This is a genomic window from Lacticaseibacillus camelliae DSM 22697 = JCM 13995, from assembly GCF_001436615.1.
Classification (GTDB): Bacteria; Bacillota; Bacilli; order Lactobacillales; family Lactobacillaceae; genus Lacticaseibacillus; species Lacticaseibacillus camelliae.
In genome coordinates, this window is record NZ_AYZJ01000028.1 from 100,105 (window position 1) to 114,863 (window position 14,759).

The 14,759-nt window shown below is 57.7% G+C and carries 13 protein-coding genes; 4 read left to right on the forward strand and 9 right to left on the reverse strand.

All coding sequences use genetic code 11. From position 1 onward, the window contains the following. Nucleotides 1-25 precede the first annotated feature (25 nt). A complete protein-coding gene (locus FC75_RS05830) occupies nt 26-994 on the forward strand; it encodes a polyprenyl synthetase family protein (RefSeq protein ID WP_056989377.1) in 969 nt (322 codons plus the stop codon). A 65-nt stretch (nt 995-1,059) separates the two neighbouring features. Here the strand turns inward: FC75_RS05830 and cydC are convergent, their stop codons facing one another. The 5 genes from cydC to FC75_RS05855 all read right to left on the reverse strand — a co-directional run bounded on the left by cydC (nt 1,060) and on the right by FC75_RS05855 (nt 8,415). Continuing rightward, the gene (gene cydC, locus FC75_RS05835; RefSeq protein WP_056989378.1) at nt 1,060-2,778 is read right to left on the reverse strand and encodes a thiol reductant ABC exporter subunit CydC; all 1,719 of its coding nucleotides are present in this window, start codon (nt 2,776-2,778) and stop codon (nt 1,060-1,062) included. Beyond that, nucleotides 2,765-4,507 (reverse strand): thiol reductant ABC exporter subunit CydD, encoded by a 1,743-nt coding sequence (gene cydD / locus FC75_RS05840; RefSeq protein WP_056989379.1) that lies wholly within the window; start codon nt 4,505-4,507, stop codon nt 2,765-2,767. Before cydD ends, cydC begins: the two co-directional genes overlap by 14 nt. Nucleotides 4,508-4,535: 28 nt before the next feature. After that, a complete protein-coding gene (gene cydB / locus FC75_RS05845) occupies nt 4,536-5,543 on the reverse strand; it encodes a cytochrome d ubiquinol oxidase subunit II (protein ID WP_054662188.1) in 1,008 nt (335 codons plus the stop codon). Further along, on the reverse strand, nt 5,540-6,964 hold the full coding sequence (locus tag FC75_RS05850; protein ID WP_056989380.1) for a cytochrome ubiquinol oxidase subunit I: 1,425 nt from the start codon (nt 6,962-6,964) through the stop codon (nt 5,540-5,542). The genes cydB and FC75_RS05850 overlap by 4 nt, the downstream gene beginning before the upstream one ends. A gap of 146 nt (nt 6,965-7,110) precedes the next feature. Then, nucleotides 7,111-8,415: a pyrimidine-nucleoside phosphorylase gene (locus FC75_RS05855; protein WP_054662186.1), complete on the reverse strand. Its 1,305-nt coding sequence runs from the start codon at nt 8,413-8,415 to the stop codon at nt 7,111-7,113. 116 nt (nt 8,416-8,531) lie between these two features. On the opposite strand from FC75_RS05855, the gene add reads away from it, so the two are divergent. Then, the gene (add, locus tag FC75_RS05860; RefSeq protein ID WP_054662183.1) at nt 8,532-9,551 is read left to right on the forward strand and encodes an adenosine deaminase; all 1,020 of its coding nucleotides are present in this window, start codon (nt 8,532-8,534) and stop codon (nt 9,549-9,551) included. 61 nt (nt 9,552-9,612) lie between these two features. Here the strand turns inward: add and FC75_RS05865 are convergent, their stop codons facing one another. After that, nucleotides 9,613-11,058, reverse strand: a complete 1,446-nt coding sequence (locus FC75_RS05865) for an amino acid permease (protein WP_054662180.1) — start codon at nt 11,056-11,058, stop codon at nt 9,613-9,615. A 158-nt stretch (nt 11,059-11,216) separates the two neighbouring features. Then, entirely contained in the window at nt 11,217-12,383 is a 1,167-nt protein-coding gene (locus tag FC75_RS05870; RefSeq protein ID WP_054662177.1) for a GNAT family N-acetyltransferase, read from the reverse strand. Between the two features lie 152 nt (nt 12,384-12,535). Between FC75_RS05870 and FC75_RS05875 the strand changes: the two genes are divergently transcribed. Continuing rightward, on the forward strand, nt 12,536-12,775 hold the full coding sequence (locus FC75_RS05875) for a hypothetical protein (RefSeq protein WP_054662174.1): 240 nt from the start codon (nt 12,536-12,538) through the stop codon (nt 12,773-12,775). A 1-nt stretch (nt 12,776) separates the two neighbouring features. Here FC75_RS05875 and FC75_RS05880 read toward each other — a convergent pair whose 3' ends face one another. After that, the gene (locus tag FC75_RS05880) at nt 12,777-13,271 is read right to left on the reverse strand and encodes a hypothetical protein (RefSeq protein WP_056989381.1); all 495 of its coding nucleotides are present in this window, start codon (nt 13,269-13,271) and stop codon (nt 12,777-12,779) included. A 136-nt stretch (nt 13,272-13,407) separates the two neighbouring features. On the opposite strand from FC75_RS05880, the gene FC75_RS05885 reads away from it, so the two are divergent. Beyond that, entirely contained in the window at nt 13,408-13,596 is a 189-nt protein-coding gene (locus FC75_RS05885; protein WP_056989382.1) for a hypothetical protein, read from the forward strand. 62 nt (nt 13,597-13,658) lie between these two features. On the opposite strand, the gene FC75_RS05890 is transcribed toward FC75_RS05885, so the two are convergent. Next, nucleotides 13,659-14,759, reverse strand: coding sequence for a cysteine desulfurase family protein (locus FC75_RS05890; RefSeq protein WP_054662171.1), 1,101 nt, complete (start codon nt 14,757-14,759; stop codon nt 13,659-13,661).

The window sequence follows — 14,759 nt, forward strand, 5'->3', positions numbered from 1 at the left end:
GACGTACAAAGTGGAGGTCAACGTGATGGTCCAGCCGCAGTGGCAACAGTATCCCGAAGTTTATGAAAAACTCGCCTTGGTGCAGACCCGCCTGGCAGACCGCACCCGCCTGCGCGTGCCGCCGGTCAACGCCCGCGTGCAGGCGCAGGTGAAAGCCGGCGGCAAAATGCTCCGCAGTGGGCTCATGTTCATGCTAGCGCGTTTCCATAGCATTGACAATCCGGCCCTGATTTCGGCCGGTGCGGCGATCGAAGCCCTGCACCTGGCCACCCTTGAGCACGATGACGTGTTGGACACGGCGGCCACGCGCCGCGGCATGCCGACGCTGACCGCCACTGCCGGCAACAAGGCTGCCATTTACGCCGGCGACTTTCTTTTCTCGGTCTACTTTGAACTGCTGGCAGAAGCCGCACCTACCGTCGACAACGTCGGCACCAACGCCCGCATCATGCACCGCATTTTCATGGGCGAGCTTGACCAAAACGCCGTCAGCCGCGGCACCAAACTGACGGTACACCAGTACTTGCGGCAGATCAGCGGCAAAACGGCGGCGCTGTTCGGCCTGGCCGCTTACCAAGGTGCAACTCTGTCTGGTGCCTCCGCCGCCGAGCAAACCGCCGCATATCGCTACGGTCGCTGCGTCGGCATGGCCTTTCAAATGATCGACGACCTGCTTGACCTCACCGGCCGCCCGACCCAGACGCAAAAACCGCGGCTGGAAGACCTGCAAAACGGCATCTACACCCTGCCGGTGTTGTACGCCTTGCAACAGGACGACGGCACGCTGGCGGCCCTGCTTGATCAGATTGGGACTGAAGACCAGGCCTTGCTGCAGGCCGCCACGCTGATCACCCAAACCGGGGTCCCCGCCGCAGAAAATCTCGCCACGGCCTACACCAGCAAGGCACTGGCGGCACTGGCGGCATTTCCGGCCGGGGCCGCGCGCGACGAGCTGCGTGACCTGACAAAACGACTCCTGGCAAGAACCAAGTAAACCTTACGCTGCCCGCATGCCAAAATGACCAGCTGACGATTCACGCCAACTGGTCATTTTTTGACTTAATCACCGGCATCCAGTGCGTACAGGCGCTGGTACCGCTCGTTATTCGCCATCAGCGTCGCCGGCTTGCCGGCCATCGTCAACTTGCCATCTTCCAGGAAGATCACCTGATCGCACTGGCTGACCCCTTGCAGGTGATGGGTCACCCACAGCACGGTTTTACCGGCCAGCACCCTGAACATCGTATCCAAGAGCGCTTGCTCGGTAATGGGATCAAGTCCCACCGTTGGCTCATCAAGCAGCACAATGGGGGCGTCCTGAAGCAGGATCCGAGCCAGTGACAGCCGCTGGCGCTCCCCACCGGAAAAGCCAAACCCCGCCTCTTCGACCGGAGTGTCCATCCCTTTCGGCAGACCGGCGATCAGCTCATCCAACTGCACTTCCTTAAGCACGCGCTGAACGTCTTCATCGCTGGCGGACTCGTTGCCGAGCCGCACGTTGTTCAGAATGGAGGTATTGAACAGAAATGGGCTTTGGTCCAGGATCGCAAACAACTTGGTGCGCTGATCCTGGTACTGCAACACGTTGACACCATCCAGCGTGACCGCCCCGCGCGTCGGCGTCAGGTCGCCTAAGATCAGCTGAAGCAGCGTGGTTTTGCCCATGCCGCTGGGGCCCAAAATGGCGAGCTTCTCGCCGGCCTTCACCGTCAGCGCCAGCTGATCGATCAGGACCTCGCTGTCCGCATCGTACTGGAAGACCAGATTTTGCACGTTGAGCGCCCCCACGCTCTTTGGCGCGGCCAACTGCTTGGGCAGACTGCGCGTGGTGGGCTTCAGGCCGTTCAGGTGAGCCAGCGCCGTCTTGTACGTCGGCCACTCGCCGATCCCTTGGGCCACGTTGGAAAAGGCCATGGACAGCGGGAACATCACGAGGACAAAGGCCCCGATCCAGTCCGCGGTCAGCTGCGTGCCGGCAAAATACCAGCTCGCCCAGACCATCAAGCTGGCTGGAATCGCGCCAAAGAACAAATCTGAGACAAAATCGCGGGCCCACTGAAACATTTTGGAGTGATGAGTCGACACGGCCAACTTGGCGGTCGCCGCGCTGGCCTGGGCCACAAACGTGTCCTGGCGGTGAGTAATGGCCCAGTCAGAAAGGCCAAGCACGGCGTCGGTCAGATCCACGTAAGCTTTTTGGGTGAGCTCCTTCTGGCGCAGTTTGCGTTTGGTTTCAATCAGCAGTCCCCACCACGGGATCAGTACGATTTGCACCAGCAACAGCAGCAAGACCCAAAGCGCAAAGCGCCAGTCAAAGATGCCCAGCCCCAGCGTGATCAGCAGCGTTAAGGTGCCGGCGACCACAGTTGGAAAAATCGCGCGCAGATACATGTTTTGAATGTGTCCAATGTCGTCGCTCAGCAGGCTGAGGATGTCACCGGTTTGGTGATGCTCCTGCACAAACGCGGCGTCGGTTTCGAGGACTTGGTATAACTTGCGGCGCATGTGACTCGTGATCTTGAGGACCCAATTGTGCGACGTCAGCCGCTCCAAGTACTGAAACACTGGCCGCCCGATCCCAAACGCCCGGGTCAGCACGACCGGCACGTAAATCGCGGCAAACAGCGGCATGGTGGCCGCAAAATCGATCAGGTAACCCGAGGTGAACATCAACGCGCCGGCGCAGAAATAGGTGAGTACGCCGAGGGCCAGTGACCAGAACAACAGATTCTTGTACCGACGGAGGTCCGGTTTGACCCAAGTGTCATTTTTGAACATTGAACTCACCTCGCATTTCTGCAACCAAGGCTTGATAGGGTTGCGAGTGGGCTTGCAGGTCCGCCGGTGTCCCCTGGGCCACGATCTTGCCCTCTGCCATGACGATCACCCAGTCCATTTGGTTGAGCCAATGGAGCCGATGCGTGGCAAAAATCACCAGCCGGTCCTTGAAAAGCGGCACCAGCGTCGCCTTCAGCGCGGCCTCAGTTTCAATGTCTAAGTGGGCAGTGGGTTCATCAAACAGCCAGACTTGTCGTTTGGTATCCAGCAGCGTCCGGGCCAGCGCGATGCGTTGGGCCTGACCGCCGGAAATCCCCCGACCGCCTTCGCCAATGCGTGTTTCCAGCCCCTCAGACAGCGTCTCAAGCCAGCTGGTCAGGCCGGCTTGGGCAACCGCCGCGGCCACCTCAGCCGCAGTGGCGGTTGGGCGATAGAACTTAACATTTTCCGCAATGGAGGCCGCAAAAATGTACGGCGCCTGCGGAATGTAGGACAGGTGGTCCTGCCAGGCCGGCTGGGCCAAATGGGGCAGCGCGTGCCCATTAAGCGTAAAGGGTGTCGAACCTTCAGCCGGCTGCAGGAACCCACCAATCAGGTTCAGCAGCGTAGACTTACCAGAACCACTGGGCCCGATGATGGCGACCTTTTGTCCGCCATGCAGCGAGAAGCTGGCATCGGTGACGCCGGTGTCCCGCCCAGGGTAGGTAAAGTTCAGGTGTGAAGCCGCGAGCGTTGCGTCGTGGTCCCAGCCGGTCAGCTCCGGCAGCCCTGGCGTGGGCGTCGGCACCGGCTGGGCCAGCACCGTCAGCACCGCATTCATCGCGTTCTTGCCGTTCAGCGTGGCGTGATAGTCGTTGCCGAACTCGCGGATCGGCATGAAGTACTCCGGTGCAAGAATCAGCGCGACCATTGCGCGGTACAGCGCCAGCGTCCCGTTCAGGAGGTCAATGCCCATGAACACCGCAACGATGGCAATCGACAGCGTCGAGAAAAAGTCCATCGCAAAGCTCGACAACATCGCAATTTTGAGCACCTTCATCGTCTGCTTGCGGTAGCGCTCGGACACTTGGTAGACGTTGTCCGCGTACTGCTTGGAAATGCCCATCAGCTGCAAGGTCTTAAGCCCGCGCAGCGAGTCGATGAACTGGTTGGACATCGACTGAAAGCCGGCGTACTGCTTCTGCGATTCATCGCGGGCGGCGTAGCCCAGGATGATCATGAACAGGATGATCACCGGAAACATGATGAGCAGCGCGATGCCGGTCAGGTGCTGCTGCATGAAGATGTAAACAAGCAGCACCCAGGGAATGATCATCATGTTGAGAATTTTATTCAAAATCAGTTCAATATAATTTTGCGTTTCTGGAATGCCGTCCAGCGCCATGGTCACCAAGTTCCCGGTGCCTTCGGTGGCCGCTTCGGCCGGTCCCAGGGCGTACACTTTGGCCAAGAGCTGACGCTGCAGATTACCCGCAGTCTTGCGAGCGAACCGCTCGGCGATCACGTTCCGGATCCAGGTGATGAACTGGCGCAAGGTGTAGGCGACCGCGAACCCGATCACGAACACCCAGATGCCGGTCAGTGGTTTGCGCTGCCAGGCGTGCACGATACCAGCGGCCAGAAAGTGACCTTGGCCTAAAATGACAAATGCTTGCACGAGCGCCAGCCCGGCAAGCATTGTCATAATCGTGCGCATGCCCGGCAAACGCATCAGTCGTTTGTCGATCATACTGTAAACTCCTTTGATTACCTAAACATCAGGCATTGCCTTTTGGTGCGATGCGCTTGTGAAAGACCACGTAACTCCAGATGAAGTAAGCCAGCGCGATCGGCAGCAGCACGCAGGTGACCCCGGTCATAATTTCCAGCGTCAGCGGACTGGCCGACGCGTCGGCGATCATGATCGAGTGCGCCGCGTTTTGCGCAATCATCACCCGTGGGAACAGGCCGTTGAAGATCAAGCCGACCACCAAGGCGAGCCCCATGCCGGAGCCGATGAACGACACCAGTTCCTTGTCCTTGAGCACCCCGTAATGCTGGATCACCGCCGCGCAGACGATCAGCAAAATGATCAGCGTGGTGGAAATTGGCCGCTTCGCAAAGAAGTCCGTGAAGAAGAACACCAGCAGCGCGAAGACGACCTCACCAGCGTAAAGCACCCAGGACAGCACTTGGTTGTACTGACGGGCGCGTGCACGCAGCGGACCGGTGGTCTTCAGCCGGATGAAGTTCAACCCGTGCATGAAGCACATCAGCGTGACGGCCACCCCGCCAACGATTGTCAGCAGGTTGATCTGGTTGCCCAGCGTCGCAAAGACATTGCCCTGCGCGTCGATCGGCAGCGGCTGAATGATCGCCGTAAAAATCATTCCGAGGATGAACGGCGGAATCAGTGAGCCGCAGAACAGCGCCCAGCGCCAGATACTGCGTCCGCGCGCGCTTTCCGCATGAGCGGCAAACTCAAACGACACGCCGCGAATGATCAGCCCGAACAACACCAGGAAGAACAGGATGTAAAATCCGGAGAACAGGCTGGCGTACCAAAGCGGATACGATGCGAACATCGCCCCGCCGGCGGTGATCAGCCACACCTCGTTGCCATCCCAGTGCGGACCGATCGTGGCGACCAACTGGGTCCGCTCGTCCTCGTTGTGGGCGAGCAGCCTAGTGGCCATGCCAACGCCGTAGTCAAACCCTTCCAGGAAGAAGAAGCCAATAAACAAGACCGCAAGCAACAGAAACCAGAGAATTTGTAAGCCGCTCATTTTGCGAACGCCTCCTTAGCAAACGGATCCTTGGCGACCCCGTAATCGGTGTCCAGCGGTCCATCCGGCCCTTTTACCAGTACGCGGTGACTGTAATAAATCATCACCCCGCCCAGCAGGCTGAAAATCAGGAAGTAAACAATGTTCGTAAACAACAGCTCGCCAGCGGTAGTGGTCGGCGATACCGCATCGGCGATCGTGTACAACCCGTACACGACCCACGGGTAACGACCCAGTTCGGTGATGAACCAGCCCGCGGTGTTGGCAATAAATGGCAGCCACAGCGCCAGCCCCGTCAGGTAGAGGAGCCACCGCTTGTTCTCAATGGTGTCCTTCTTTTTGCGGGAGAACCACAAAACAGCCGCAGCCCCGATAATTAGGCCCGTGCCGATCCCGGCCATGACCCGGAACGACCAGAACAGCGTCTTGACCGGCACGTAGTAATTCTTGTTCGCGCCGTACTTCTTCTCCAGCTCCTTGTTGACGGTGTCCATGCCTTTGACGCTGCCGCTCATTTTGTGATAGGACAAAAGGCTCAGCAGGTAGGGCACATCGACGTTATCCTTGACCGTGTGATTCTTGGTGTCGATCAACTCGACGACCGCCCATGGCGCCGGATCCTTGGTATCCTTGTAAATTCCTTCAGTGGCCGCAAACTTCATCGGCTGATCGTTCATCATAAACCGTGTCTGCAAGTCGCCGACCGCGACCACGCCGATTGAGGCGACCAGCCCAATGGTCAGACCGATACGCATGGATTTCTTGTAGAACTCAACGTGATCGTGCTTGAGGATTCGCCAGGCGGACATGCCTGAAACGGCAAACGCCGCGGTGACAAAGGCGCCAAACACCACGTGCGGGAACTCGACCCACAGCTGGGGATTACTGATCACGGCCATGAAGTTGACCAGCTTGACGCGGCCAGTCGCCTGATTAATGGCAAACCCGGTCGGGTGCTGCATGAACGAGTTCGCGCTCAAAATCCAAATTGCCGACAGCGTCGTGCCGAGCCACACAAACCAAATCAACGCGGCGTGGGCGGCGGGCTTAAAGCGATCCCACGTGAACATCCACAGGCCGATGAACGTCGACTCCATGAAAAATGCCAACAGCGCTTCGATCGCCAGCGGCGCCCCAAAAATATCTCCCATGAACCGGGAGTAATTCGACCAGTTCATCCCGAACTGGAACTCCTGAATAATACCGGTGACGACCCCAACGGCGAAGCTCAACAGGAAGATCCTGCCCCAAAACTTCGTCATTTTTTTGTACATTTCGTTCTTCGTACGCACATATCGGGTCTCCATAATTGCGGTGACAAGCGCCATCCCAATCGAAAACGGAACGAAGAAGAAGTGGAAAACAGTCGTCATGGCAAATTGAAACCGTGCAAGACTAAGTACAGACAACCCTGCAATCATCGCCATAACCTCCTTGCGGTGCCGCATTTGGCACCGAAATTTGCGACGTCCCCCACGTCGAAAAAAGTGCTTACACTTGTACGGTTCCAGTTTAGCACCAGGACTATAAAAAAACACGATTTCCCTGCCGGAAAACCGTGCCTTGCTTAGCCTTGAATCACTTTTTTGATCAGCTGGAACTTGGCCGGCGCGCTTTGGCCAATTGTGAAAGCCCGCTGCACCGCCTGTTCAATGGCGGAAGTGTCCTGGCTGTCGGTGTGCAGTGTCGCCAGCGTATCCCCAACGCTGACAGGGGTGCCAAGCTTTTTGTGTAACACCAGGCCCACCGCCAAATCGAGTTGGTCATCCTTTTGCGCCCGGCCGCCGCCCAAGCGCATCGCGGCCAACCCCAACGCATCCGTGTCAATACCAGTCACGACGCCGGCTTGCGTCGCCTTGACGTCCACGCGGTACTTCGCCTGAGGCAGCAGACGGGGATCATCCACCACCGCCGGGTCGCCGCCTTGCGCCTTGATCAGCTGTTTAAAGGCATTTAAGGCGCGCCCGTCGCGCAGGGCGTCTTCCGCCATGCCAATGGCCTGTTCGAGACTTTGGGTCTTGCCGCCAAGCACCAGCATGTGAGCGGCTAAGGTCACGGTCAGGTCACGGACATCCCTGGGGCCGCGGTTTTTCAGGATCGCGATGCTTTCCGCAATTTCAAGCGAATTGCCGATCGTGATCCCCAGCGGCTGGTCCATGTTCGTCAGCAGCGCCACACTTTTGACCCCTGCCTGCTTGGCGATAGCCACCAGCGCTTGCGCCAGCTTTTCCGCCTGCGCCTCGGTTTTCATAAACGCGCCGTTGCCGACCTTGACGTCGAAAACCAACGCATTGGTGCCAGAGGCGATTTTCTTGGACATGATCGAACTGGCGATCAGCGGAATCGACTCCACCGTGGCGGTGACGTCCCGCAGCGCGTAGAGGCGCCGATCCGCCGGAGCCAGGTCGCCGGAAGCGGAGACGATGGCCTGGTGAATGGTAGCGACCTGCGCTTTGAATTCTTGCTCGGACAAGTCCACGCGAAACCCTGGAATACTTTCCAGCTTGTCCAGCGTCCCGCCGGTGTGACCAAGCCCGCGCCCAGAAATCATGGGCACCGGTACGCCGAGGCACGCCACCAGCGGCGTCAAGGGGATGCTGATCTTATCACCGACCCCGCCAGTCGAGTGCTTGTCGACCTTGATGCCGGGAATGTCCGAGAGATCCAGCCGGTCGCCGGAATTGAGCATCGCCAGCGCCAGTTCGGCCTGTTCCGCGTCCCCCATGCCTTTGAAGTATGTCGCCATCAGAAAGGCACTCATTTGGTAGTCAGGAATCTCATCCTTGACGTAGCCTGTGATCATCCAGTTAATTTCCTCTTTGGTCAGTGTCTGGCCGTCGCGTTTTTTCGCGATCAGATCCACCATGCGCATCGCGATCCCTGCTTTCCTGTGTGATACATCTATTGTAGCAGAATCCGAAAAGCGTGTTGAAACCGATTACCAGCCGGGCCAGTATGGTACACTGCAAGTAGTTAAGGAGGGCGAACATGGACGAAAAAGTGTTACATGACATCGGTAAAGTGGAGCTTCATTGTCATCTCGACGGCTCGCTGAGCCTGGAAATGATCCGCAAACTGGCCAAACGCATCGATTTGGCGCTACCAGCAAGCGACGCCGACCTGCGCAAGCTGGTGACGGCGCCGCCGGAAAGTGAAGACCTGATGGACTACCTGAAGACCTTTGACTTCATTCGGCCGCTGCTTCAGTCCAAAGAAGCCCTCGAGATGGCTGCGTATGACGTGGTGGCTCAGGCCGCCGCCGAAAACGTCCGCTACATTGAGGTGCGCTTTGCCCCCAACCAATCGACTGACGAAGGATTGTCCGTCGCCGAAGCCACTACCGCGGTCGTTGCTGGGCTGCACCGCGCGATGAGCCAGTTCGACATCATCGCCCGCGCCTTGGTGTGCGGAATGCGCCAGCTGCCACTTGGGACAACGGGGCACATGTTCGAGCTGACCGCCCCGCTGCTGACTCACGGCCTGGTCGGCGGTGATTTTGCCGGTAACGAAGGCGCCTTCCCTACCGCCGCCATCGCCCCAGCCATCAAGCAGGCCCAGCAGCTCAGTGTCCCGTTAACGCTGCACGCCGGTGAGTGCCATGAGCCGGCAAACATTGCCAAGGCCTTGCAGCTTGGCCTTCGCCGCATCGGCCATGCCACCGCCATTTATGACCAGCCGGCGCTGATTCACCAGTTTGTGAACGCCGGCGCCACCGCCGAGCTCTGTCTGACCTCAAACCTGCAGACCAAGGCGGCGCGCAGTCTCAAAGAATTTCCGTACCGCGCTTTGCACGAAGCCTGCGCAAAGATCACCATCAACACCGACAACCGCACGGTGTCCAACACCACCCTGACGCGCGAGTACTGGCTCTTCGCCCAGAACTTTGGGGTGACGCTGAAGGACCTGCTCGCCTTCAACCACACCGCCGTCGACGCGGCTTTCTGCTCTGAAGCGCAAAAAGCCGTGCTGCATGCGCGGCTTGAAAAAGACTATCAACGTTACCTATGATTCAGCGCCAAAAAAGTGAAACGCCACCTTGCCAATTGCAAGCAAGGTGGCGTTTTTCGACTTATTTACCTGCAAGAGTCGGCTGCTGCCGGCGCGCAATGGCCGGCAGGATCAGGCCAAGCGCCAAGAACAGGAGCGGGGTGACCACGTTCAACCCCATCTGGAACCACCAGGTCTCCGGGTCAGCGGCGTAACTGATTTTCGGCATCATCCCCATCAGGCAGGCAAACGCGGTGAAGAAGAAGCACCAGCCGCCGATCACCATGCCCAGCCGGGGATTTTTGACGAACTCGTAATCCGACTTGAACCGGTCAAGGTGCTTGTTCAGCAGAATGTAGGCCAGGAACACCCAGAGGTACCGCAACGGCATGACCACAGAATTCAGGTTCAGCAGCCAGTTGTACAACATATTCATGTTGCCGATGCCCAAGGCCGGCACCACAATCAGCAAACTGACCAGCACCCCTGTCATCAGGTATCCGTTCACCGGTGTCCCGTTCTTGTTCAGCTTGCGCAACCCGCGCGGCACAAAGGCCGGGTCCGCGTCGCCCAGCAAGATTTTCAGCGGCGCATCGATTGAAAACGCAAGCGCTGATATCTGCGCCATCGTTTGGGCCAGCGCGTACAAGATCACGAACAAGTTGCCGACGTGGTAGTACCCACCGAGCTTGGCAAAGGCAAGGTAAGCCCCGTTGGCCATCAAATCCTGCGGAATGTGGCGCGAGTTGAACAGCATGCCCATCCCAAAACTGCCAAGGATCGCGCACAAGGCGACCATGCCAGCCAGCACTAGCATCCCCAGCGGAAATTCCTTGCTGGCGTGCTTCGTGCTGTTGACATATGGCGAAATTTTCTCCGCGCCGCCAACGGCAAACACCAGCATCGACAAAGTGGTGAAGTAATTCAGGTTGAAGTTCGGCAGGTATGTGCTGAGCCGGTCCATGCGCGGCGTGGCGATTGGTGTCCCTTTCACCATGAACGGCGCAGACACCGCCAGAATGATGAACAGCAGTGACATGATGAACATCGCGGTCCCCGCCACAGAACCAATGCGATTCAGGGTGGTCAAGCCGCGCGACGATAACCAGAGGAACGCGAGAAACAGCGCCAGGCAAATCAACGACACTGTGATCGAAGATACCTCGTTGACGAACTTACCGTTGCCCTTAAAGAGCCAACTCAGCGAAATCAGGATACCCTGCGGCTTTTGCGCCAGATATGGCACGTGCACCACCCAGTAGGTCCAGGCCGCATAATAGGCCAGGCGCTTCGTCGATGTTCGCTTGATCCAGCTGGACACACCGCCGCTTTCGTCCTTGAATGCCGATCCCAGCTGGCCGACGATCAGCGCATACGGCACAAAATACAGCAGCATGATGAGCACCCATGAAGTGACCACGGAAAGACCCTGCTGGGCGTAATTGTTGACGACGTTGCCCAGGCCCCACACGGCCACGAAGGCGATCAGGGCAACGTTGTACCAGCGCAGCTTTTTGCTTTCTTCCATGAAGATTCCCCCTACTTTTAACCTGAAATCACAAACCTGGTTTAGTGTACGGGAATGGGCCGGAAGATTCGGTGAACCGGCAGTCAAAATCTGATGAGAAAGCGGTTAATATGGGCAAAAAAATACCGCCATAAGATCAGCGGTATTGGTGAATTCACTTAGAAGTAATCATACAGCTGCGCTTGACGGCTGATGAAAGCCGCACCGACGCTGGTGATGGTGAACGGATCGCCGTCGATCAAGCCAAGGTTATAGGCATCCTGAAGTGGCCGGACGCCAAACGTCGCCTTGACTAGCTGTTGAATCGACAATGAGATCTGCGGCGTGCCGGCCGCCTTTTCGAACGTCGTCTGACCATCGTCCAGGGCCAGCGACCACACCCCTGCGTTTTCGGGAATGTAATCGTCGGTAATCGCAATCAGCGTGGGCGCCAGATCCGTCACCTGATACGGATAGCGCTGCATGAAGTCGGCCACGTCCACGATCCGTGCCATCATGTACGCGTGAACCGAAGTCTGAAGCTGGCTGGGGTCCGGCAGCAAATCGTGCAGCGATTCCGGGTTGCCAGTGGTGTAAACGAAACGCCGATACGCCGTGCGGTGGCCGCCAATGAAGCGGGCCAGCGCCAGCAGCGTGTCCAGGTCGTCGTGAAACTGCTCCACAATGCGGAACGTGTCCGGGTCGCGCTGGTAAATCACATAGCCCGTGGGCCGGTCCCCCAGCGTTGCCACTGCGACCTCGCGCGCCGGGTAATGGTCGGCCAGGTTCTGCCACCACCAGTCGGCCCGCCGCAGGCCGCCACGGGTCGCATCCAAGCTGCGCGCGTATACTTCTTGCATCGCTGTGATTGCCGCCCGAAACGGCACCCGGTGCACCGTGATCTCGGCGCTGCGCTGCGGGACCTTGGGAAAAGCGGCAGCCGGCAGGATGTGCTCAACCTGATCGAACGCACCTTCGTAGCCGAACCGGCGATAGAAAGTGCTGGAAAAAGGCGCCAAGTAAGACAGCGTTTCGCCTGCTGCCCGCATATCCTTGAAGGCTTCTTTCATGATGGCGCTGATCCCGCCGTTGCCGGCGGTTTCTGGATAGGAGGCCACGTAGCCGAGCCCACTCATTTGATACGTAGTGCCCGCAAAATCGACCTCAAAATGAGTACCTAGCACCCCACTTTCGAGCGGCTCACCGACGCCCCAAGCGCTGGAATGCGCGTACAGGCTGGCAAACGCGCGGTCCCGACTTGCGCTTTGCGGTAAGTTAAAGGCATAACGGGCCAGCGCGTAGTACGCAGCCTCATCTGAAGCAGTCAACCGAGCAACTGAAGCCATAGTTTCCTCCCTGAATCGTTAATGCGTTAAGTATACCGTATCCGCGACACGATTTCTTAAGTGTAAAAGCGCACAAACTTCACAATTTCGCTGAGGATTGTGCACATCCCGTCGCTAAGATGAATTTATCGAAAGCGGAAAGGATGAGTTTTATGGAACTGAATCAAAAGCATGTCGTCGCCGCCCAGCTCGAGACGATCAAATACCCGAAAATCATTGCCCACACAGAGAACGGGTCGTCACTGACCATTGAAACCAACGAAAAACAGCGCGATGACCCCGCGTTTTGGCAGGCCATCAGCGCTATTCTCAAAGCTCACTTGTGGGTTCCAGTGTCGACAAGGCTGCATCAGTTGACCGATTCAGACTGGCTGATGCCAGACCCAGCCTAAATCACTTGGCCTCCTGCCACTGCCGAAAGCGCGCCGAGGCGACGATCAACGTCACTGCCGCATCCTTGGACAGCGCGGCAGTCACAGTCGCCAAATGGCCCGAGGTTGCCACCGCGCCGATGACCTCCAGGCCGAACTTAACAATGTTTAAGTCCTTCTTGGCCTCGTAGCCGTCCTCGAACACCGGCTCATGGTTGTAAGTAAAGTTGAGCTCATCTTTGGTGATGGACCCATCCACATGGTTGACCATGATTCGGTCCTCCACCTGCGCCAGCGCCTGGTCATCCGCCATCAAGTTGAGCTTGTGATCGGATTCTTCGCGGTCATACGTGCCCTGTTTCATCACCAGGTACGCAGCGGCCGGCTGAGCGAGCAACTTCAGGTAGTCCACGCCGGCCAGCACTTTGTCCGTCGGCATCATCTCCGCCTTATCCAATAACTGATCATTGTGCGCCTCTAGCCAGTCAGCCAGTTCACTGATTCCAAATTGATCCATTATGTCCTCCACGCTTTCAGTGCCGGAACGCTCCGGCCGAGTCAAAACATCAAAAACATTGTACCATTGTCCACAGCCCAGCCCAAGGTTCGGTGACTTGCCACCCCTGCTATAATAGAGTTAAGGAGGGATGATTATGCCTGACATCAAAAAACGGCCGTTGCCGGTGTTTGATGCGGAAGGCCGGCCCTTGCGTCTAAAACCGCGGATCACGTACAAACTGCGCGTAAAAAACGGCTACATCTTGGCGCTGACATCCAATCAGCATCAAACCCGCTTACCGAATCTCGTCAACTTACATGAAGACAATCCCCACACCAAATAAGGGGTGATGATCACGTGGTCAAGCCACGTGATTTTTTTGCGGCAATCCCCATCGACTGCCGCTCAGGCATAAGCGGAGTTGATGGCCGCAACCACGGTGTGCACTTCTTCAGCGGTATTGCTCATCCCCAGTGAAAGGCGAATAAAGCGTGAAGCCGATGCCGCGGTTAGGCCCAATGCCAGCAGCGTCTTGTCCGGGCGGGGGTCCTTAATGCTGCAGGCGCTCACCGTTGACAGGCAAATGCCGTGCTGACCAAGCCAAGTGGCCGCTTCTTGCCCCTGCGTGTGGGGCAGGATCAACCCAATGATTCCGGGATAAGCCGCCCATGGTGCGACCGGCGTAATGGAAGGTGCAAGCCCGGCCAGCAGTTGGCTTTTGAGCGTCGTTAAATGGTCAAAAAGTCTCGGCTGCGCTGTCATCGCCTCGTCAAACGCCGTCTCAGCACTGATAATCGCAGCGGTATCCATGGTCCCTGGCAAGTACCCATTCTGTTGAAAAACGTGGTTGAAGCGCGGTTTAGACGGCACGGTCGGCGCCAGAGATAAAAAGCCACAACTTTTGGGCCCATTGAACTTGTGGGCACTCACAGAAAAGCCCGCCACTGTGCTTAACGCCAATGGCACCTTGGCGATTCCTTGAACAGCATCCACAAATAAGGGCACCTGATGCGTCTGCGCCACCCTGTTCAGTGCCGTGATCTCCTGCACAATTCCCGTGATGCCATTCACCGCCTGGACAATAATCAGTGCTGTATCGGCAGAAATCGCACTGTTAAGGCCAGCAGGCGTCACCTGACCATGGTGATCGACAGGCAGCTCCTTGACGCGAAAGCCCTGGGTGCTGGCTAACCTGCTAGCAATTTCGTACACCGAGGAATGCTCAAGTGGGCTGATCAACAGCTCCCGCCTTGCACTTGCCGCCGCCAACGCCTCAATACCCAACTGATTGGCCTCGGTACCGCCACTCGTAAAAATTAAACTGTCCGGAGCGACATGCAGACGGTCGGCGATTGACTGCCGGGCCTCCTGCACCAAGCCCCCTGCGGCCGTGCCCGGTTCGTGTAGACTTTCGGGATTGCTGTAATAGTCCTGGGCAACCTGATTGTAAGCCGCGAGGGCATCTTTGCTCATCGGCGTTGTTGCAGCATGATCAAAATAAATCAT

Coding starts and splice junctions, on each gene's coding strand:
- FC75_RS05850 (WP_056989380.1), bottom strand. CDS start 6,964: ATGATTGCAGGGTTGTCTGTACTTAGTCTTGCACGGTTTCAATTTGCC.
- FC75_RS05855 (WP_054662186.1), bottom strand. CDS start 8,415: ATGCGCATGGTGGATCTGATCGCGAAAAAACGCGACGGCCAGACACTG.
- FC75_RS05885 (WP_056989382.1), top strand. CDS start 13,408: ATGCCTGACATCAAAAAACGGCCGTTGCCGGTGTTTGATGCGGAAGGC.
- add (WP_054662183.1), top strand. CDS start 8,532: ATGGACGAAAAAGTGTTACATGACATCGGTAAAGTGGAGCTTCATTGT.
- FC75_RS05880 (WP_056989381.1), bottom strand. CDS start 13,271: ATGGATCAATTTGGAATCAGTGAACTGGCTGACTGGCTAGAGGCGCAC.
- FC75_RS05890 (WP_054662171.1), bottom strand. CDS start 14,759: ATGATTTATTTTGATCATGCTGCAACAACGCCGATGAGCAAAGATGCC.
- FC75_RS05865 (WP_054662180.1), bottom strand. CDS start 11,058: ATGGAAGAAAGCAAAAAGCTGCGCTGGTACAACGTTGCCCTGATCGCC.
- cydD (WP_056989379.1), bottom strand. CDS start 4,507: ATGATCGACAAACGACTGATGCGTTTGCCGGGCATGCGCACGATTATG.
- FC75_RS05875 (WP_054662174.1), top strand. CDS start 12,536: ATGGAACTGAATCAAAAGCATGTCGTCGCCGCCCAGCTCGAGACGATC.
- cydB (WP_054662188.1), bottom strand. CDS start 5,543: ATGAGCGGCTTACAAATTCTCTGGTTTCTGTTGCTTGCGGTCTTGTTT.
- FC75_RS05830 (WP_056989377.1), top strand. CDS start 26: ATGGTCCAGCCGCAGTGGCAACAGTATCCCGAAGTTTATGAAAAACTC.
- FC75_RS05870 (WP_054662177.1), bottom strand. CDS start 12,383: ATGGCTTCAGTTGCTCGGTTGACTGCTTCAGATGAGGCTGCGTACTAC.
- cydC (WP_056989378.1), bottom strand. CDS start 2,778: ATGTTCAAAAATGACACTTGGGTCAAACCGGACCTCCGTCGGTACAAG.